The organism is Psychroserpens ponticola (assembly GCF_023556315.2).
GTDB lineage: Bacteria > Bacteroidota > Bacteroidia > Flavobacteriales > Flavobacteriaceae > Psychroserpens > Psychroserpens ponticola.
Map to the genome: position 1 here is coordinate 3,404,248 of NZ_CP116221.1, position 20,601 is coordinate 3,424,848.

18 protein-coding genes are annotated in these 20,601 nt (G+C 32.4%); 6 read left to right on the forward strand and 12 right to left on the reverse strand.

What is annotated here, in order from left to right:
- Positions 1 to 54 precede the first annotated feature (54 nt).
- Positions 55 to 948 carry a metallophosphoesterase family protein gene (locus MUN68_RS15035; protein WP_249993956.1) on the forward strand — a complete coding sequence of 298 codons (894 nt, stop codon included), beginning with the start codon at positions 55 to 57 and terminating at the stop codon, positions 946 to 948.
- 5 nt (positions 949 to 953) lie between these two features.
- Here the strand turns inward: MUN68_RS15035 and MUN68_RS15040 are convergent, their stop codons facing one another.
- The 7 genes from MUN68_RS15040 to MUN68_RS15070 form a co-directional block, all read right to left on the reverse strand.
- Entirely contained in the window at positions 954 to 2,345 is a 1,392-nt protein-coding gene (locus MUN68_RS15040) for a di-heme oxidoreductase family protein (protein ID WP_249993400.1), read from the reverse strand.
- A gap of 77 nt (positions 2,346 to 2,422) precedes the next feature.
- Positions 2,423 to 3,496 (reverse strand): imelysin family protein, encoded by a 1,074-nt coding sequence (locus MUN68_RS15045; protein ID WP_249993399.1) that lies wholly within the window; start codon positions 3,494 to 3,496, stop codon positions 2,423 to 2,425.
- 24 nt (positions 3,497 to 3,520) lie between these two features.
- Complete coding sequence (locus MUN68_RS15050) at positions 3,521 to 4,864, reverse strand: autotransporter outer membrane beta-barrel domain-containing protein (protein WP_249993397.1); 1,344 nt, start codon at positions 4,862 to 4,864, stop codon at positions 3,521 to 3,523.
- Between the two features lie 107 nt (positions 4,865 to 4,971).
- Complete coding sequence (locus MUN68_RS15055; RefSeq protein WP_249993395.1) at positions 4,972 to 5,304, reverse strand: 2Fe-2S iron-sulfur cluster-binding family protein; 333 nt, start codon at positions 5,302 to 5,304, stop codon at positions 4,972 to 4,974.
- Positions 5,304 to 6,359, reverse strand: a complete 1,056-nt coding sequence (locus MUN68_RS15060; protein WP_249993393.1) for an NAD(P)/FAD-dependent oxidoreductase — start codon at positions 6,357 to 6,359, stop codon at positions 5,304 to 5,306. The genes MUN68_RS15055 and MUN68_RS15060 overlap by 1 nt, the downstream gene beginning before the upstream one ends.
- A gap of 65 nt (positions 6,360 to 6,424) precedes the next feature.
- Positions 6,425 to 6,667, reverse strand: a complete 243-nt coding sequence (locus MUN68_RS15065; RefSeq protein WP_249993391.1) for a NifU family protein — start codon at positions 6,665 to 6,667, stop codon at positions 6,425 to 6,427.
- 3 nt (positions 6,668 to 6,670) lie between these two features.
- On the reverse strand, positions 6,671 to 7,807 hold the full coding sequence (locus MUN68_RS15070; RefSeq protein ID WP_249993389.1) for an Mrp/NBP35 family ATP-binding protein: 1,137 nt from the start codon (positions 7,805 to 7,807) through the stop codon (positions 6,671 to 6,673).
- 170 nt (positions 7,808 to 7,977) lie between these two features.
- Here MUN68_RS15070 and MUN68_RS15075 point away from each other — a divergent pair, with 170 nt between their 5' ends.
- Both MUN68_RS15075 and MUN68_RS15080 read left to right on the forward strand, forming a co-directional pair.
- Positions 7,978 to 10,833, forward strand: coding sequence for a T9SS type A sorting domain-containing protein (locus MUN68_RS15075; RefSeq protein ID WP_249993387.1), 2,856 nt, complete (start codon positions 7,978 to 7,980; stop codon positions 10,831 to 10,833).
- Between the two features lie 3 nt (positions 10,834 to 10,836).
- Positions 10,837 to 13,245, forward strand: coding sequence for a T9SS type A sorting domain-containing protein (locus MUN68_RS15080; protein ID WP_249993384.1), 2,409 nt, complete (start codon positions 10,837 to 10,839; stop codon positions 13,243 to 13,245).
- On the opposite strand, the gene MUN68_RS15085 is transcribed toward MUN68_RS15080, so the two are convergent.
- Genes MUN68_RS15085 through trmB form a run of 3 tightly spaced genes read right to left on the reverse strand, consistent with a single transcriptional unit; the run spans position 13,246 to position 14,884 of the window.
- Entirely contained in the window at positions 13,246 to 13,575 is a 330-nt protein-coding gene (locus tag MUN68_RS15085) for an MGMT family protein (RefSeq protein WP_249993382.1), read from the reverse strand.
- A 1-nt stretch (position 13,576) separates the two neighbouring features.
- Positions 13,577 to 14,206: a LysE family transporter gene (locus tag MUN68_RS15090; protein ID WP_249993380.1), complete on the reverse strand. Its 630-nt coding sequence runs from the start codon at positions 14,204 to 14,206 to the stop codon at positions 13,577 to 13,579.
- A gap of 3 nt (positions 14,207 to 14,209) precedes the next feature.
- Positions 14,210 to 14,884: a tRNA (guanosine(46)-N7)-methyltransferase TrmB gene (trmB, locus tag MUN68_RS15095; RefSeq protein ID WP_249993379.1), complete on the reverse strand. Its 675-nt coding sequence runs from the start codon at positions 14,882 to 14,884 to the stop codon at positions 14,210 to 14,212.
- 109 nt (positions 14,885 to 14,993) lie between these two features.
- On the opposite strand from trmB, the gene MUN68_RS15100 reads away from it, so the two are divergent.
- Entirely contained in the window at positions 14,994 to 16,061 is a 1,068-nt protein-coding gene (locus tag MUN68_RS15100; protein WP_249993378.1) for a glycosyltransferase, read from the forward strand.
- Here the strand turns inward: MUN68_RS15100 and MUN68_RS15105 are convergent.
- Together MUN68_RS15105 and MUN68_RS15110 are read right to left on the reverse strand one after the other, a co-directional pair.
- Positions 16,035 to 17,078: a sensor histidine kinase gene (locus MUN68_RS15105; RefSeq protein WP_249993377.1), complete on the reverse strand. Its 1,044-nt coding sequence runs from the start codon at positions 17,076 to 17,078 to the stop codon at positions 16,035 to 16,037. The two genes, MUN68_RS15100 and MUN68_RS15105, sit on opposite strands and share 27 nt — an antisense overlap.
- On the reverse strand, positions 17,078 to 17,761 hold the full coding sequence (locus MUN68_RS15110) for a response regulator transcription factor (protein ID WP_249993376.1): 684 nt from the start codon (positions 17,759 to 17,761) through the stop codon (positions 17,078 to 17,080). Before MUN68_RS15110 ends, MUN68_RS15105 begins: the two co-directional genes overlap by 1 nt.
- Before the next feature lie 215 nt (positions 17,762 to 17,976).
- Between MUN68_RS15110 and MUN68_RS15115 the strand changes: the two genes are divergently transcribed.
- Entirely contained in the window at positions 17,977 to 18,309 is a 333-nt protein-coding gene (locus MUN68_RS15115; protein WP_249993375.1) for a T9SS type A sorting domain-containing protein, read from the forward strand.
- 123 nt (positions 18,310 to 18,432) lie between these two features.
- Entirely contained in the window at positions 18,433 to 20,535 is a 2,103-nt protein-coding gene (locus MUN68_RS15120) for a T9SS type A sorting domain-containing protein (RefSeq protein ID WP_249993374.1), read from the forward strand.
- The last annotated feature ends 66 nt before the right edge of the window (positions 20,536 to 20,601 follow it).

Sequence of the window (20,601 nt, forward strand, 5' to 3'; positions counted from 1 at the left end):
AAAAATCAAGAAATGCCTTTCTATAGAGAGGCATTTTTTGTTTACATTTACTTCATGTCTTCAAAATCTAGATTAGATCGTGCTTACAATAATGCAAAAGTTGTTCCTTTTGATAATTCTAGTAAGATTGTTCTATTTAGTGATTGTCATAGAGGTGATAATAGTTTTGCTGATGACTTTGCAAATAATCGAAATATTTATTTTCATGCCTTAAAGCATTATTACGCTGAAGGTTTCAACTATTGTGAACTTGGTGATGGTGATGAATTATGGGAAAATCTATCGTTTGATTCTATTTTGAATGCACATAAAAATGTGTATATGTTAATGAAGTTATTTCATGAACAGGAACGATTGCATATGATATGGGGAAACCACGATATGGTGTATCGTGACCCTAAACAAGTAGAAAAGAATTTATCATACTATTTTGACGCAAAAATAGGTGAAGATGTCGAGCTATTTTGTGACATAAAATATCACGAAGGCATTATTTTAAAACATTCAGAAACTAAACAAGAATTATTTTTAACTCATGGTCATCAAGCTGATTGGTGGAATTATACCTTTTGGAAATGGAGTCGATTTTTAGTTAGAGCACTTTGGAAACCTCTCAATGTTATGGGAATTGCTGATCCTACAAGTCCTGCAAAAAATTACAAAGAATTGATAAAAATAGAACGTAGGACCAAAAAATGGATTACTGAAAACAACAACCTAATTACAGTTGTTGGCCATACACATAGGCCTCGTTTTCCTGAACCTGGTGACATTGCTTTTTTTAACGATGGAAGTTGTGTACATCCACGAAGTATAACAGGCATTGAAATTGAAAATAATGAAATATCACTCATTAAATGGCAAATTGCTACAACTGATGATGGTACATTAAAAATTGTTAGAGTATTACTCGAAGGTCCTCGAAAATTAGCCGATTATAAAACCTAACTACCTTATAAAGAGTTTATAAAATCTAATAAATCTCTTCTATCACGTGTAGATAATTCTTTAAAACTATCTTTAGAAGTTAAGGCTTCTCCTCCATGCCACAAAATAGCTTCAGTAATATTTTTTGCTCTTCCGTCATGTAAAAAATCGGTATGACCATTAACGACTTGAGTTAATCCAATTCCCCAAAGTGGTCTTGTTTTCCATTCGTTTCCATTCGCTAAAAAGTCAGGTCTATTATCTGCTAAATCATCTCCCATATCATGCAATAACATATCAGTATAGGCGTAAATCGTTTGATTAGAAATTGCTGAAATCGAATTACTACTTGTTGTCATACTTGGCACATGGCAAGAAGCACATTGTATGTCTTCAAAAATTTGAGCACCTCGTCTAACAGACTCTTTTTCTATATCTCTAGGCGCTGGCACAGCAAGAGTTTGGCAATAAAAAGCAACTTGATTTAAAATCTCTTCTGTGATTTCTGGATCGTCTTCAAAACCATCACTTCCATTCGTCTGTCCAAAACCAGTTTCTTGTGGAAATATATAACTTGTAATTCCCATATCTCCGAGGTAAGCTCCAGCACATTGCTCTAATATTGTTGCTGTATTAGCTTTCCAACCAAAACGCCCTAACTGAGTTGTCCCAGAAATGATGTCATGAACATAGTTCGCTTTACCAGAAATTCCATCATCATCTATATCATTAATATCTTGATGCATTAAAATTTCAGATTCAGAAATGGCTTCTAACAACCCTAACCCAAAAACTGGAGGTGCTAATCTTGGTGATAATAATATAGAACTCGGAACTGCAACATAAGTATCTATCAAATCGTAATTTGGCTTTTGTAAGGTTACTTGGGTTCCATCTGCTAAAGTTTCAACAATAGTAGTATAATTAACTTGAAATTTAGCTTCTGGCTCATAGCCAAAAATTGCTTGATTCTGAATTTGTAATCCGTAATTTGGTACAGGAACTGGCCCTCCATTTTCAGTAATTCCAGAAATACTAGATCTTAGAAAGAATCCACTTAATCCATTAATATTATCAGGAAAAGGAGCTCTTCCGTCTTTTGGATGACAAGAGATACAAGAACTATTATTAAAAATTGGCCCAATGCCTCCATTGACATTTGCTGGCGCAGTAACAAAAGCAGCTTCAAATTGAAAATCACCATCTAGATGCATGTCTAAATCATTTCCATTAAGATTTGCTGCAGGTGTACTAAATGAATTACTAGACGTTAAAAACACAGTAGTATCTCCACCTGCTAACAACCGTTCTTGAAGACTTGGCAATTCAACATAATCACTATTTTCATCAGACTGACAAGAGGTTAACGTTGTAATTACCAATAAGAAAAAAAAGTAAGAAGAAAATTTAAATTTCATTAGACCTTATTTTATATGAGAAAAAGAACACCAAACAAGTTGGTATTCTTTTTCATGATTTTAAGTGTGTGAAAGTATTATAAATTAGATATAAATGGCATTAAACTCGTTTCTAAAACCGTTAATAAATCAGCAACTTTCGTTTGTGCATTTTGAACTGCATTTCTATTATCTTCGATAGCTTCAGTAAACGTTCCTGGTATGGCTTCTATTGCAAAAATTGCATCAGAAATGGCTAATTTAATTTGAGCATCTAAAGTTGTATTTGACAAGGCAACAACGTTTGCAATTCCGTTTCCACTATTTCCATTATATTCTCCTAAATAAATATTTTGAATACTTCTAATATTATTAGCAAAATCTAATTTAGAATTATTACTAAAACGAGACTCTTCAGCTTCAGGTTTAGCGCCTCCATTATTCCCATTTAATGGCTCTTCAATTTTACCATTTGCAACCTCATCAGCAATAATTACAAGCCCTTCAACGATTTCTTGTAAAGCACCTTTTTGAGATGTATAAATTGATCCAGATTGTCCTGCATTAATAAAGTTTGACACAAAATCGCCTTCCGAAGCTAACCAACCATAATACAACTCTTGAGTTTGAGATTTCAAATTTTGAGTTGCAGCAACTAAATATTCAAGTTCTCTCGAAGTTAAATCTGAAGCAGATTTATTTCCGTTTAAACCCCAAACAAAATATTCTATGGTATGAAATCCTCTAGCTTCGTTATTACTTTCAAGTAGTGTTGAGGTAATATTATTTCCACTGTTTAAAACATTATTAATCGCATTGACATCTACAGGCCAAGAATCGATAGCTGGATCAATTCCTTCTGTATCAACAGGTCCATATAAAAACCCTTCAGATTTCTCCCAAGGCGCTCTTGTATTTTGCCATGCCGTTTTTACTGTTTGTAATGCAGTTTCATCTCCAATTGTTAAGTTACTAACTGCTGTTTCTAATGTACCTGCATTTGTATATAAACTGTTATAGGTTTCTGTAATAACATCAACTGATAAATTTGTTAATACTTGCGTGTATAAACTTGCATTTGGATCAACAGTTTCAGAACTATCATCATTATTACTACAGCTTGCCAGTGTAAATACTGTAAATATGCTTAAAAAAAATGTACGTGTTTTCATGGGTATTGTTTTATATGTGGTTTATTAAAATTTGAATCCGATTCCTGCTGAAAATGTTTTATCATGTTGTTTTTCTCCAGTAAATTCTAAAGTCGATAGGTTATAATTTTCTGAACCTAAACGACGATCAGAATATTGTGCTTTCACAACAATTTGAGGATGTACAAACCAGTTGACACCACCTGTGATTGTCGTGCGCTCCCAACGTGGATTATCGACAATACTTCCTTCAACATCTTGCATTGTATCATAATAATCGTAACGAACAAAAGGATATAACTGCTGTTTGCTTTCTGCATTAATTAGGTGTAAAATATTGTATCCAATTTCTGCTGATATGCCTAATGCATTTTTACCAACAGGTGTTCTTTTTACACCTAAATTATTCGATAGATTTGCGTTTCGAAGAGAGACGATATTTGAGTTTTCTAAGTTTCCAAAAAGTCCGATAGCATTAAATCTCAAGTTATTTTCGTTATAAGTAACATGACCCTCTACGATAGTTACATATGCGCTCTCCTCCATATCCTCTTTTGGTCTGTTTGCTGCGGAATCATTTATATAAGCCGCAACACCAAAATAAGTATCTTTATGCGTACCAAACTTATAATCTAATCGTGCAGAAAATGCGAAAGATTGTGCATTAGCCATTTCAAAACGTTGTTGGTAACCATCTTTTATCCAACCTCTTGACGAAAATCCCGAAGCATCTAAACCACTCACAACATAAGCTCTATAGTTGAATTTTTTTGCGAAAGTTCCGTAGAATTCAATACCTGTTTCGTACCATCCTAAAGGCAGAATGGCATTTTCCATCTCTTGACGTGTTGTTGTAAAATACTGAACAGGAGTATCTAAACTTTGATGCAGTCCAAAATACATTTTCATTTTACCTGCACGAATATTAAAATAAGGTTTGATTTTAAAGTTGATATGAACTTGTTCTAACTTTACACCTCCACCAGTTTCAATCTCATCTTCAAATTCACCAAATTCTTCTTGAGTATCTAAATCGATCGCAGAAGCAGTTCCACCATGTTCGTATTCAATTTCGGTTTTTAAACTTATTTTATCTGTAAAAAAGTATTCTAGGTATAAGTTTAAACGCTCAGCATCAAACTTGTCTTTTAAAGTAGGATCTGTATCGTAATCGTTATTGTAGTAATTTATAACGCCGTAACCTCTTAAACTGAAGTTATTCCATTTTAATAATGGTTCATTTTTAGAAGCTTGTTCAGCTCTAAACTCTTCTCGAAGTTCTTCCTTAATTTCTTCTTTAAGTAGGCTTAAAGTAATTGAATCGTTTTGAACTTGTGAATTCATTTTTACAGAAACAAATACTAGAAGAATAACTATAACTCTTTTCATTTTAATCTAAATAAGAGTGCAAATTTATCCTTATTTAGACTAAATACAAATAAAAAGTAAATAAAATTTAGACTTTTTTTAATCTACTGAATTACAACACATAAGCATTAACTTTCGGGTGCTAACTCTACCTCCAAACCTTCCATTTCAGGTGTGATTTGAATTTGACAACCTAAACGAGAGTTGTCTTTAACATTAAACGCTTCACTTAACATGGCTTCTTCATCATCTTGCATTTCTGGCAATTCGGTTTTACTTAACACATAGCATTGACATGATGCACACATGGCCATTCCACCACAAATTCCGATAGTACCTTCTGGAGCTAGTTCATAAGAACGTACAACTTCCATAAGGTTCATTGCCATATCTGTTGGTGCTAAAACTTCATGTGTTACACCATCTCTATCGGTTATTTTTATAGTTATATCTTGTTCCACTACTCTATTGCTTTTACTACTGCTTTTGGTGCTTCCTTACGTGTACCATCAAAACCATTAACACCAGCTACTGTCGTATATTTTAATACATACCGTTTACCAGGATTTATAATTTGATAAGCAGATTGACACATTAATGTCGCTTCATGAAAACCACATAGAATTAGTTTTAATTTTCCTGGATAAGTGTTAACATCACCAATAGCATATATACCAGGTATGTTGGTCTGATAATCTAAAGCATTGTTAACCTTAATAGCATTTTTTTCAATTTCAAGTCCCCAATTTGCAATTGGTCCCAACTTTGGTGATAAACCAAAAAGAGGAATAAAATGATCAGTTTCTACAATAATAGGCGTTTCATCTTTTTTAGTTACCTCAACACTTTCAACTTTACCGTTTCCATTAATTGCAGTGATTTCGGCTGGAGTAATGAGATTTATTTTTCCTAAGTTTTTTAATTCCTGAACTTTTTCAACAGAATCTAAATGTCCACGAAATTCATTTCGTCTATGAATTAAAGTTACACTAGAAGCGATATCACTTAAAAAGATACTCCAATCTAGAGCCGAATCTCCTCCTCCTGCAATCACTACTTTTTTATCGCGATATAACTCAGGCTCTTTAATCATATACTCAACACCACAATCCTCGAAATCTGTAATATTATCTAAAAGTGGTTTACGAGGTTCAAAACTTCCTAAACCGCCAGCAATAGCAATTATTGGAGCTTGATGCTGTGTACCTTTATTGGTAGTGACAATGAATGAACCATCTTCTTGCTTATCAATTGTTTCAGCACGTTCTCCAAGTGTAAATCCTGGTTCGAACTGCTTACATTGCTCTATTAATTTCTGGGTTAAATCTCCTGCTAAAATCTCAGGATATGCAGGAATATCGTATATAGGTTTTTTAGGATAAAGTTCAGAACATTGTCCACCTGCTTGTGGCAGTGCATCAATTAAATGGCATTTTAATTTCAGCAAACCTGCTTCAAAAACGGTAAACAAACCTGTTGGACCTGCTCCAATAATGAGTATATCTGTTTTAATCATGAATCTAAATTTCGAAACGTAAAATTAATTGAAAAACAAGACAAATTATGTGACAAAAGTCACCTTTAGACTTCAATATTAATAACTTGTTCTATTTGCGGAGCATATTTTTTAATGGTCATTTCAACACCAGACTTTAGCGTCATTTGATTTACGCTACAGCCAACGCAAGCGCCTTGTAATTGCACCTTAACTAAGGTATCGTTTTCGATAGATAATAATGAAATATCACCACCATCACTTTGTAAAAACGGGCGAATTTCGTCTAATGCTTTTTCGACATTCAGTCTAAGTTCTTCTGTACTCATATATTATTTCTTTACTGCTGAACATCCAGCCATAGTCGTTATTTTAATAGCTTCAGTTGGAGGTAAATCATCATTTCGCTTAACCACTTCTTCAACAACATTTTGCGTTAACTCCTCGAAAGATTTCTCTAAAGCTGTTGCTGTTTGCAAGGCAGCTGGACGGCCAATATCTCCTGCTTCTCTTATGCTTTGAACTAATGGTAATTCACCCAAAAATGGAACTCCTAAATCTTCTGCAAGATTTTGAGCGCCTTGCTTTCCGAAGATATAATATTTATTATCTGGAAGCTCATCAGGTGTAAAGTAAGCCATATTTTCGATAATACCTAACACAGGCACGTTGATACTTTCTTGTTGAAACATTGCAACACCTTTTTTAGCATCTGCCAAGGCTACATTTTGAGGCGTACTTACCACAACTGCTCCTGTAATTGGAAGCGATTGCATAATGCTTAAGTGAATATCTCCTGTTCCTGGTGGTAAATCGATTAATAAAAAATCGAGTTCTCCCCAAGCCGCATCAAAAATCATTTGATTTAATGCTTTTGCTGCCATTGGCCCTCTCCAAACGACTGCTTGATCTGGTTTTGTAAAAAAGCCTATCGATAACATTTTAACACCATAGTTTTCTACAGGTCTCATTTTAGATTTTCCATCAACATTAGCAGCCAAAGGTCTTTCTAATTCTACATCAAACATAATTGGCATTGAAGGTCCATAAATATCGGCATCTAAAACACCAACTTTAAATCCCATTTTTGCTAAAGTCACAGCCATATTTGCCGTTACAGTAGATTTACCAACACCACCTTTTCCTGAAGCTACAGCTACAATATTTTGAATGCCTGGAATCTTTTTCCCTTTAATCACATTAGGAGCAGATTTAGCAGGTGCATCAACTTTTACATTGACTGTTATTTTAGCCTTTTCATACACGATGTCATGAATGGTTTTCATGATTTCTACCTCAGTTTTCTTTTTGGCTTGTAAACTCGGATTCGTAATTGTGATATCCACAATAACCTCATCAGCAAAAGTGACCACATTTTTTACGGCTCCACTCTCGACCATGTTTCGCCCTTCTCCAGGTGCAGAAATAGTTTCGAGTGCTTTAAGTATGTCTTGTTTGTTTAGTTTCATAGTTGTTTTCAAATCGAGATTCTATGTAGAATCATTCTAAATGCAAAGATACAGTGAATTGTTTAGAATTTGAAACCCTTTTTATTGAAATGAGTTATAACAGAAGTGAGTACGATTATACTTGCACTTTAACAAAAAAATGTATCTTTAAGGTACTGAATACCAACTTTATGAAAAATTACTACATATTACTCATTACCCTTTTAATTTCATTTACGATTAATGCTCAGATTGTTGACATACCTGACCCTGTTTTTAAAGACAGATTAGTTAACGGTTATTGTGTTGATTCAGATGGTAATGGTAGTGCAGACACAAATGCAGACACAAATAATGATGGTGAAATTCAAGTCACAGAAGCATTAGCTGTTACTAATCTTTATCTTTACTGTTTTAACTCATCTTGCCAATTTTCTTCAGTGGAAGGATTAGAAGCTTTTACAAACCTTGAATACTTAGAACTTTCTAACCATAACATTACTTCATTAAACGTAACTACGCTAACCAATCTTAATACATTTATTTGTAGATCCAATAATTCATTAACTACAATAGAGTTAGGATCTTTACCTAACCTAAGCTCTCTAGAATGTGGTGGTAGTCAATTGACCTCACTAGATGTAAGTTTACTTACAAACCTTACTTCTTTAAAGTGTACTGGTACTCAATTAAGCACGTTAGATGTAAGCGGATTATCTAATCTCTCAACGTTAGAATGTCGATATAATCAAATAAACACGTTAACTCTTGGCACACTATCAAATCTCAATTATTTGGATTGTAGTGATAATCTATTAAGCACAATAGACCTAAGTGGCTTGACAATTACAACAACATTAAACTGTGTTAATAATCAACTAAACTCACTAAATATAAGTGGGTTAACAATTTTGGAGCGATTGTATTGTAATAATAATCAAATAACCAATTTAGACGCAAGTAATTTGTTAAACTTGGATGTTTTGGCTTGCAATGATAATGAATTAACCAATTTAAAGATTAGTGGCTTAACAAGTTTAACATCTCTGTCATGTAATAATAATCAATTAAGTACATTAGAGCTAAGTTCTCTTGTGAATCTTGAAGGATTAGCATGTTCAAATAATCAATTAACCTCTTTAAATTTAGATTCTGCACCATATTTAGTATCTCTTAATTGTGGTTTTAATCAAATCGCAACTTTAGATCTCAGTTTACAAACTAATCTTAATTCTTTATCCTGCGGTTCAAATCAATTAACAGAATTAGACATAAGCCCTTTAGTAAATCTCAATACCTTGGATTGTAGTTCTAATCAAATAAGCGAATTAGATTTTACTAATGTGTCTTTAAGCAATCTCTATTGCCAAAATAATTTATTAACCTCTATAGATGCTAGCAATATGACTGCGCAATTTTTGAATTGCGCAAACAATCAACTAATAACTTTAAACATTAAAAACGGTTATATTAATAAAAATGGCGAAATACTTAGTCCATATGACTTACGCCTTCTTGACTTCAGTAATAATCCTGATTTAATAAATGTTTGTGCTGATGATGAACCCATCTATGCAGGAAATTGGCCCTATTATGAATTGAATATTGTTCAGAATTTAATTAATCAATATGGATACACGACTTGTGCTGTTAATGGATATTGTTCCTTTACACCAGGTGGTGAATTTTATACTATAGAAGGAACTGTAATTCTTGATAGTGACGATAATGGTTGTGATAATAATGATTCTGGTTTTCCTAATTTAAATTTTGGTATTACTGATGGAACAGAAACTGGTAATTTTATTGCAAATAGTTCTGGAGCCTATATGATTCCTGTTCAAGAAGGGTCTCACACCATAACTCCAACTTTTGAAACCACAAGTTACTTTACTATTTCACCATCTAATGTTAGTATATCGTTTCCCACAGATGCAAGTCCGTATATGCAGGATTTCTGTATCACACCAAATGGTGAGTTTAATGATTTAGAAATTACCATCATTCCTTTAGGAGTTGCTCGTCCTGGTTTTGATGCTAATTATAAAGTGATTTATAAAAATAAAGGAACTACTAGTTTGACTGGTGATATCGATTTTGATTTTGCAGATAACCTTATGGATTTTGTTTCTGCTTCTCCTACTGAAGACACGCAATCTCTAAACCTATTAACTTGGAATTTTAATGATTTAGAGCCATTTGAAAGTCGTGAGATTCTATTAACAATGAATATCAATTCACCAATGGAAACACCTCCTGTAAATGGTGATGACGTTTTGGTTTTTGATGCTTCTGTAAATTCTTCGGAAACTGATGAAACACCAGATGATAATACCTTTGAACTTCAACAAACTGTAGTCAATTCTTATGACCCAAATGATAAAACGTGTTTAGAAGGTGCTTTTATCACACCTGAAATGGTTGGCGATTATGTACACTATATGATTCGTTTTGAAAATACTGGATCTGCTAATGCTATAAATATTGTAGTTAAAGATGATATTGATAGACTTACCTATGATTTGTCGTCACTCATTCCTTTACATGCAAGTCATGATTATGTTGCAAGAATTAAAGACAATGCATCAGACCATTATGTAGAATTCATTTTTGAAAACATCAACTTACCTTTTGATGATGCCAATAATGATGGTTATATCGTTTTTAAAATTAGAACACTTAACACTTTAGAATTAAATGACACTTTTGAAAATGATGCCGAAATTTATTTCGATTTTAATTTCCCAATCATTACTAATAATGAACAAACTACAATTGCGACTTTAAGTACTGAAGACTTTGAGTTGGCAAATAACTCGATTTCGCTGTATCCTAATCCGGCGACCAATCATCTAACTTTAGAATCGAAGCAAGCTATTAAACATATATCTATTTACGATATTTCTGGTAGACTCATAAATGAGGTTGCTTTTATTGGCACAAAAACAGAATTGACAATTTCTACTGAAGCGCTTTCAGCAGGCACTTATTTCTTAAAAATTAAAACGGAAACTGGTGACATTGTGAAACAATTAATAAAAGATTAAACTATGAAAAATTACTACATATCTCTCGTTGCCCTTTTTATCTCTTTTACTTTAAATGCACAGATTATTGATATTCCTGACCCATTATTTAAAAATTTATTGGTAAATGGCAATTGTGCAATTTTAAATAATTCAGGTACTTATGAGGATGTTGATACTAATAATGATAATGAAATTCAAATTAATGAAGCACTAGCCGTAACAAAGTTAAGACTATCTTGGCAACAAGGTTTTTCTTCAGTCGAAGGAATAGAATATTTCACAAACCTTGAGGAGTTAATTTTTATTGATACGACTAATTTAACTTCAATTGATTTAACAAATAATACTAGCCTTGAAACCATAAAAATTGAAAATTGTCCAGCTTTAACTTCTTTTAATATTAATGGCTTAGTTAATCTAGACTTCCTCTCCTGTACAATAAACAACCTTACAGAAATAGACTTGAGCACTAATATTAATTTGACTGAAGTATATATTACAGACACTTGGGTTAATCCTGATTCGATTTCAACTTTAACTAATATAATTATCAATCCTTCGAATGTGATTGAGACATTTGTACTATACAATTCTTTAATTTCAGATTTTGATTTTAGTATTATGCCTGAATTACAAACTTTAGATTGCAGATACAATCAATTTACCGAATTAGATATTAGTTCAAATCCATTATTACAAGTAGTAAATTGTAGTAATAATATGATTTCTAATCTAGATTTAAGTTCAAATCCATTACTTGAAACACTTTATTGCAATTTTAATATGTTAACATCATTAGATATTAGCAACACACTAATTAAAGAACTTCAATGTTCTTTTAATCAGCTTGAAACTTTAAATTTGAAAAACGATGTATATAATAAGGAATATTGTTTTAGTTCTGATTGCTATGGATGGATTAATTATAATCCGAACTTGGCATATATTTGTGTAGATGATGAACTTTTCAATGGTAATAGTGAGTTTGAACAAGTTCTAAGTTATATTGATTATTTTGGTTATAATTGTGTAGTTAATTCGTATTGCTCTTTTGAACTAGGTGGAGAATTCTATACCATAAATGGTAATACAAAAATTGATTTAGATTACAATGGCTGTGATATAAACGATACTGTTTTACCACATGTAAATTTTGAAATTACAAATGGATCTGAAACTGGGAATTTCATTTCTAACACTTCTGGAGATTATTCTATTCCTTTGGGAAATGGTTCTCATACCATAACTCCTATCCTTGAAAATCCGAGTTATTTTACAGTAACTCCTTCAAGTCTTACAGTTGATTTTCCAACAGATGCAAGTCCGTTTATGCAAGATTTTTGCATCACGCCAAATGGTACATTTAACGATTTAGAAATCACTATCATTCCCTTAGGTGTTGCTCGTTCTGGTTTTGATGCCAATTATAAAATCATCTATAAAAACAAAGGGAATACTTCGCTTTCAGGAGATATCAATTTTAATTTTCAAGATGACCTTATGAATTTTATTTTGGCTACTCCTACTGAAAATTCTCAATCTCCAAATACCTTAACTTGGACATTCAATGACTTAACACCATTTGAAATTCGTGAGATTGAATTGACCTTGAATTTAAATACACCAATGGATCCAGTTCCTTTAAACGATGGAGATGTGTTGTCATTTATTTGTTCTATCAATTTTTCGGAAACTGATGAAACACCAGATGATAATACCTTTGAACTTCAACAAACTGTAGTCAATTCTTATGACCCAAATGATAAAACCTGTTTAGAAGGTGCTTTTATTACACCTGAAATGGTTGGTGATTATGTACACTATATGATTCGTTTTGAAAATACAGGATCTGCTGAAGCTGTAAACATAGTGGTAAAAGATGATATTGATAGAACCAAGTATGACTTATCGTCACTTGTTCCAATTACTGCTAGTCATGACTATGTTGCTAGAATTAAAGATAATGCTGTATTCCATTATGTAGAGTTCATTTTTGAAAATATCAACTTACCTTTTGATGATGCCAATAATGATGGTTATATCGTTTTTAAAATTAGAACATTGGATACTTTAGTGTTAAATGACACTTTTGAAAATGATGCTGAAATTTATTTCGATTTTAATTTTCCAATCATTACTAATAACGAACAAACGACAATTGCCACTTTAAGTACTGAAGACTTTGAGTTGGCAAATAATTCAATTTCACTATATCCTAATCCGACGACCAATCATCTTACTTTAGAGTCAAAGCAAGCTATAAAGCAAATCACGATTTATGATATTTCTGGCAGATTGATAAATGAGGTTGCTGTTATTGGTACAAAAACAGAGTTAACCATATCTACTGAAATGCTTTCAACTGGGACTTATTTTGTAAACATTAAAACGGAAACGAGTGAAGTTGTGAAGAAAATTATTAAAGAATAATTACAACTCTTTAGAAGGGTCCCAATACACCTTGTCTAAATCTTGAATTTGATTTTCAATAACAACAATACCTTCGCTTTCTAGCAATTGTTGCATAAGGTTAGTGCCATCAAAATGATGCTTTCCTGTTAATAATCCTTTTCTATTTACAACACGATGTGCAGGTACATCTTTTCCATGAGAACCATTCATCGCATAACCTACCATTCTGGCGCTTCGTTTTGCACCTAAATAATTAGCAATCGCTCCATAACTTGTTACTCTTCCAAAGGGAATTAGTTTTGCAACCTCATAAACTTTATCGAAGAAGTTTAAAGTCTCAGGTTTCATATTAAAGATCTAATAAAATATTAATCAATGTTGCTGCTGCTACTATTGCTGTAATGATCCCAATACTTTTATTCATGTTTTTTTGAGATGTGAACTTTTTATTATTTATTTTATCAAAAAAGAAAATATAAACATAGAGCATTACAAAGGTTCCCATTGCAGCTCCTGAGCAATAGGTTAAAATACTCATAGGATCAAATGCAAACCAACCAAATCCTGCAATAGAAATAGTCATGTAAGCTTGATATGGTATTGGAAACACATTAATAGCAGATAAAAAGACACCTTGAAAAAATCGGCTTTCTTTACTTTTACTATCTGGTTCAATATCTGGTTTTGGAGATGTTTTTGCTATGAACAAAAAATAAATTGTAATTAATACAAAAATGACTAGAGCGACTTGCCTTAAGATTTCGACTGTGTGTGGATGATTACTTAAATAACGAGCAAACATGGCAGCAATATAGGTTTGTAAAAAAACGACTAAACATACTCCAATTGAAAACACTATTCCTCTATTATAGCCTTCTTTCAAACTGATTTTTGCAGCAGTCATATTTAATAATCCTGGAGGAATAACACCCATTAATGCGATAACTAATCCAAGAAAAAAAATGACAGTAATATTCAAAATCTAATTAATTTTAAACCTAATATACGTAATTGGTTTGTTATGCTCTAAATATTGCGATTCATAAAAGGTTTGAATGCTTGTAACATCTTCAGGACTACCTTCTTGTTTATACACATCATGATTAGCATAAAGCACTTCATGACCTTCGCCATGTAAGAGTCCAAGCGTGTAACCATGCATAAACTCACTATCAGTTTTTAAGTTCACAATTCCATCAGATTTTAAGATGGTTTTGTATCGTTTTAAAAACTGAGCGTTTGTCATTCTATGTTTGGTACGTTTATATTTTATTTGTGGATCTGGAAATGTAATCCAAATTTCATCTACTTCATTTTCACCAAAGGCAAAATCTACAAGTTCAATTTGAGTTCTTATAAATCCAACGTTTGGAATTTCTTCTTCAATAGCTGTTTTTGCGCCTCTCCAAAATCGTGCGCCTTTAATATCGATACCAATAAAATTCTTTTCTGGATATTTTTTAGCTAAAGCAACAGAATACTCTCCTTTACCACATCCTAATTCTAATACCAACGGATTTGAATTCTTGAAAAATTTAGATGTCCAGTGTCCTTTATATTCAAAATTATTGGTTACCAATTCATCTCGCGATGGCTGAATCACATTAGCAAACGTTGCGTTTTCATTAAAACGCTTTAATTTATTTTTACTTCCCACAATTAATTTAATATTTAGACAAAATTAAGGAAACATATTAGTTTATCTTTGTTTTTATCTGTCATGTTTAAAATAGAATAGCATTGATTTACCAAAACAAATTCTGCACATGCAATATCAACCAAAAAAGCGAATATTAGTAGCGCCATTAAATTGGGGTTTAGGACATGCTACCAGATGCATTCCGTTAATACGTGCTTTGCTAACAAATAATTTTGAAGTTGTCATTGCAAGTGACGGAATTGCCTTAAAATTATTACAAAAAGAATTCCCGAAACTAGAATCTATTGAATTGCCTTCATACAATATATCGTATGCAAAAAATGGACAGTTCTTCAAATTAAAGATGCTTCAGAATTCTCCAAAACTAATCCAAGCCATTAAAGCCGAAAAGAAGGCAACTAAAACTATTATTAAAGATTATCGCATAGATGGTATACTTTCAGATAACAGATTAGGTGTTCATAGTAAACTTATTCCTTGTGTTTTTATGACACATCAACTAAAAGTGTTAAGCGGAAATACAACGTGGTTAAGCACAAAAATGCATCAAAAAATAATTAAACGTTTTGATGAATGTTGGGTACCTGACACTATTGGTCTAGATAATTTAAGTGGAAAACTTGGTCATACAGACGTATTTGATATTCCTATAAAATATATTGGACCACTTAGTCGCTTCAAAAAAACAGATTGTAAAATAAAATATGACCTTATGGTTTTACTTTCTGGACCAGAACCGCAACGCACACTTCTACAAGATTTACTATTAAAAGAACTAAATACTTATAAAAGGAAAGTTTTATTTGTAAAAGGCATTGTTGATGGTGAACAAAAACCATCTATTAAAGATCACATAACAAGTTATAATTTTATGACTAGCGAAGCTTTAGAACACGCAATAAATGAAAGTGACATTGTGTTATCTAGATCTGGCTATACAACAGTTATGGATTTAGCCAAACTTGAAAAAAAAGCATTTTTTATTCCTACTCCTGGTCAATTTGAACAGGAATACCTTGCAGAACGATTAACAAAACTTGGATATGTACCAAGTTGCAAACAAAAGGAATTTAAAATTGAAATGCTTAATTCTATTGAAGGTTTTAGTGGTATAAAAACCACAAATTACAATACGAATTACAAAAAATTATTCCGACTTTTCAAGGGTAAATGAAAACTCACTTCCAACACCTAAATCACTTTCGACATAGATTTTCTCATCATGAGCTTCAATAATGTGTTTAACGATTGAAAGTCCGAGACCAGAACCTCCTTCTTTACGAGAACCACTTTTATCAACTCTAAAAAATCGCTCAAAAAGTCGTGTCAGGTTTTCTTTAGAGATTCCTTCACCATTATCTGTGACTCGAACAATCACTTTGTTTTTGATTAAATTTTCCACGCTAATTTCTGTAGTACCTTTTTCTCTTCCGTATTTGATAGAATTAACAACGAGATTTGTGAGTACTTGTTGAATTCGTTCTTTATCGGCAGAAACCATAATTGGACTATTATAATCCATATCAAAAGTCAAAGTGATTTTCTTTTTAGAAGCTTTCATTTCTAATAAATCAAAAACACTTTCAACCAACTCAACAATATCAAAAGTTTCAACATTTAACCTCAAATCGCCTACTTCTAGCTTAGTAATCATGTCCAAATCTCTAACGATATAAATAAGACGTTCTAGACCTTTACTAGCTCTATTCAAATATTTTTCGCTAACATTTTTATCGTTGATTGCTCCATCAAGCAAGGTTAATAAATAGCCTTGAACAGTAAACAAAGGTGTTTTAAGTTCGTGAGATACATTACCCAAAAACTCTTTACGATATTCTTCTCTAACTTTTAACGTTTCAATTTCAACCTTTTTATTACGAGCATACTTATCAATTTCTTGAGTAAGCGTTGCCATGTCTGTCGTGATAGGCTGTTTTCGTAAGGTTGAAGATTCTAAAAGCGTCAAATCGTCGTAGATTTTTTTAACGCGTCTATAAATAAAACGTTCTACTCTATATTGAATAACAATAAAAGAAATAAGGAATGTGAACACTGCAAAAGAAAGTAAATACAGTACATCAATTGAATGTAATACATACAAAAAAACACTCGATAAGAGCGTTAAAAAAATTGTGATATACAATGACGTTTTAAAAGCAAACTTGTACGTTTTTTTTATTTTATTTTGCATCAATCTACAAACTTATAACCAACACCTTTAACAGTTTTAAAGCTTTTGTCTCCAATTTTTTCACGAAGTTTTCTAATATGAACATCAATAGTTCTTCCACCAACAATAACTTCATTACCCCAAACTTTATCTAAGATTTCTTCACGTTTAAAGACCTTACCTGGTTTTGTTGCTAACAAAGATAACAATTCGAATTCTTTTCGAGGTAAAATGATTTCTTTGCCTTTAAGAGATATTTTATATTCTTCTCTATTAATAATTAAATTACCAATTTTAATAATGTCTTCTGAAGCTTCTTCTTCTTTAAGTCGTCTTAATAACGCTTTAACTTTACTAACCAAAACTTTAGGCTTAATTGGTTTTGTAATGTAATCATCAGCTCCTGCGTCAAATCCTGCCATTTGAGAATAGTCTTCACCTCTAGCCGTTAGAAATGTAATGATCGTATTGCTCAAATCTGGAACTTTTCTAATTTGTTCACATGCTTCAATGCCATCCATTTCTGGCATCATCACATCCAAAATAATTAACTGAGGCTTTTCTTTTTTTGCCATTTTAACCGCTTTGAAACCGTTTTCAGCAGTAATTATCTGATAGCCTTCTGTAGATAAATTGTAACCAACAATCTCTAAAATATCTGGTTCGTCATCAACTAATAAAATTTTAATATCTTTTTTTTTCATATTTAACTTAGTATTAAAAGTCGATTGACTTAAATTTTAGGTTTTAAAAATCCTATGTAAAGATATGATATATATCAAAAAATTTACAAACCTCATTCCATTAATAACATTAAGTTAACCTTCTTATGACGCTCTAGAAACATTTAGAAGAAAATATTTAGTTTAACATGTTTTTGGTATAAAAATTGGTGATTTATTACTAAATTATAGCTGTGATGAAAAATTACCTGTTTATTTTTTTAGTTTTCAGTATCATGAGCATGCCACATATAGGTCATGCTCAATTTATAGATACTACCAAAACCTCATCAACTACTATTGAAGAATTAATGATTTTTCCAAATCCAGTAATTGATGGTATCCTTAATATTTCTTCAAAACACAATTTACCCAAAACTATAGAAATTTACGATGTTTTGGGCAAGAGAATAATGGCAGCTTCAATCTTAGGAAAGACATTTAACATTTCAAGATTGTCTCCAGGAGTTTACATTCTCAAAATAAAAGAGAACGCAATATCTGCGACTAGAAAACTGGTTGTAAAGTGATTAGGTCTTAATATTATCATATTGTAAAATAGCGGTTTATAACGCAATTAATTAGTGAAAATGCCTAAATCTTGCTATATTTGTTATTGCAATTTTATTATCAATCTAAATATTATATAAATTATGAAAAAACTTTACTTTTTAATGGTAACTCTTTTAGTTACTAGTCTAACCTTTGGACAAGATTTAGTTATTACTGGAATTATTGATGGGCCTCTTCCAGGAGGTTACCCAAAAGGGCTTGAATTATATGTAGTAAATGACATAGCTGATTTAAGTGTTTATGGAATTGAAAGAGCTGGAAATGGAGATGCACCAACAGGTACGCAAACTTATACTTTTCCTGCAGATTCATATACTGCTGGTGATTTCATTTATATTTCAGCTGAAATACCTTATTTTACTCAATACTTAGGTATAGCACCTACTTACGCTGATACGGCAAATGGAGAATTAAACAATAATGGTGATGATGTCGTTATGCTTTATTCTAATGGCTCTCTTTCTGATGCTATTGGTTTTGGTGATGGTACAGGAACAACATGGGAATACCTAGATGGTTGGGCTTACCGAATTGATGGACAAGGACCAAATGCTACTTTTACTGATACAGAGTGGACTTATAGTGGAATTAATGCATTAGATGGTTGTGACCTAGGAGATGATACTGGAACAAATGCAGGTTGTGCCTCTGTGTTTCCAATAGGAACATATTCTCCAACAGTTAACACAAACCCAACTATTTCTATTACATCTCCTAACGATGGACAAGCACTTGATTCTGGAACAACTGATGTTGATGTAGAATTTACAGTTGCAAATGCTCCAGGAGCAACAGTTAACATTATTGTAATTGTTAACGGAGGAACTCCAGATGTAAACAATGGTGCAACTAGTCCTTTTACAATTAGCTCATTAGTTGATGGTGATTCTGTAACTGTTACTGCTGATTTGGTTGATGGAGGTAATTTAGATTCTGATATGATCACTTTCTCAATAGCTTACCCTTGTGACTTACAAGTTGGAACTATTACTGAAACATGCGATGCTATTACACCTGCAACTGATGACACTTATACTGCAACAATAGAATATACTGGTGGAGGAACTACAACTTATACAATTGACACTAGCGGAATTGGAACAGTTGGTGGTGACGATCCTTCAAGTGTTACCGATGGCACAATAACAATATCAGATATTCCTGAAGGAACAGATTTTTCTGTGTCTTTCAATGGTAATCCTGCAGACAGTAGCTGTTCTTTTTCAAGAAACATAAATAGTCCTGATTGTGATCCTACTTTACCATTACCTCTTTATGAAGGATTTGATTACACAGAAGGTTCTCAATTAATTGATGCTGCAAATTGGGCAAATATCTCTGATAGTTCTGATGAAGTATTAGTTGCTGGACCTGGAGGACTTACTTATCCTAATTTAGCTGATTCTAACCAATTAGGAAATCATGTAACTTTTGATGGAGGAGGTAGTGATCCTGAAATACAGTTTACTCCAGTAACTTCTGGAGCAATATATGCGTCTTTTCTAATAAATATTACTGACAATGCATCTGTTGACACACCTGGTTACTTTGCCGTATTAGGTGGTTTTGATGCTAGATTATGGACTGTTCCTGGAACAAATCCTGGTGAATATCAAATAGGTATTTCTAATGTAAACACAGCTCCAACTGCTGGTGAACTTGACTCAACTGTTCTTACTACTGGAACTACAGCATTTATAGTTATGAGTTATGATTTAACTACAGGTACAATTAGTGCTTGGGTTAATCCTAGTGATGCAACTTTTGGAGGTTCTGCTCCCACAGCTAGTGCTTCATCTACTGAGAGTGGTGATGTTGTAACAAGTTTTAACCAATTTGCAATTAGACAAGATTCAACTAATGAAACAGCATTTACACTTTTTGATGAGTTACGTATAGGAACATCTTGGGCTGATGTTACTCCAACTACACTTTCAATTGATGATTTTAGCTCAAATAGATTTAAAGTATATCCAAACCCAACATCTTTAGGATATGTAAATATTGCAAGTGCTAATAGCGAAGCTATTTCTGTTACTGTTTTTGACATTTTAGGAAAACAAGTCATTAATGAAACATTAAGCAATAACCGTTTAAATGTATCTGCTCTTAATACTGGAGTTTACATTATGAAGGTAACGCAAAATAATGCTTCAGTTACTAAAAAATTAATCATTAAGTAATTACTTAATTTTTAAAACACATTTAAAAGCGTTGTCTATTGGCAACGCTTTTTCTTTTTGTCTACT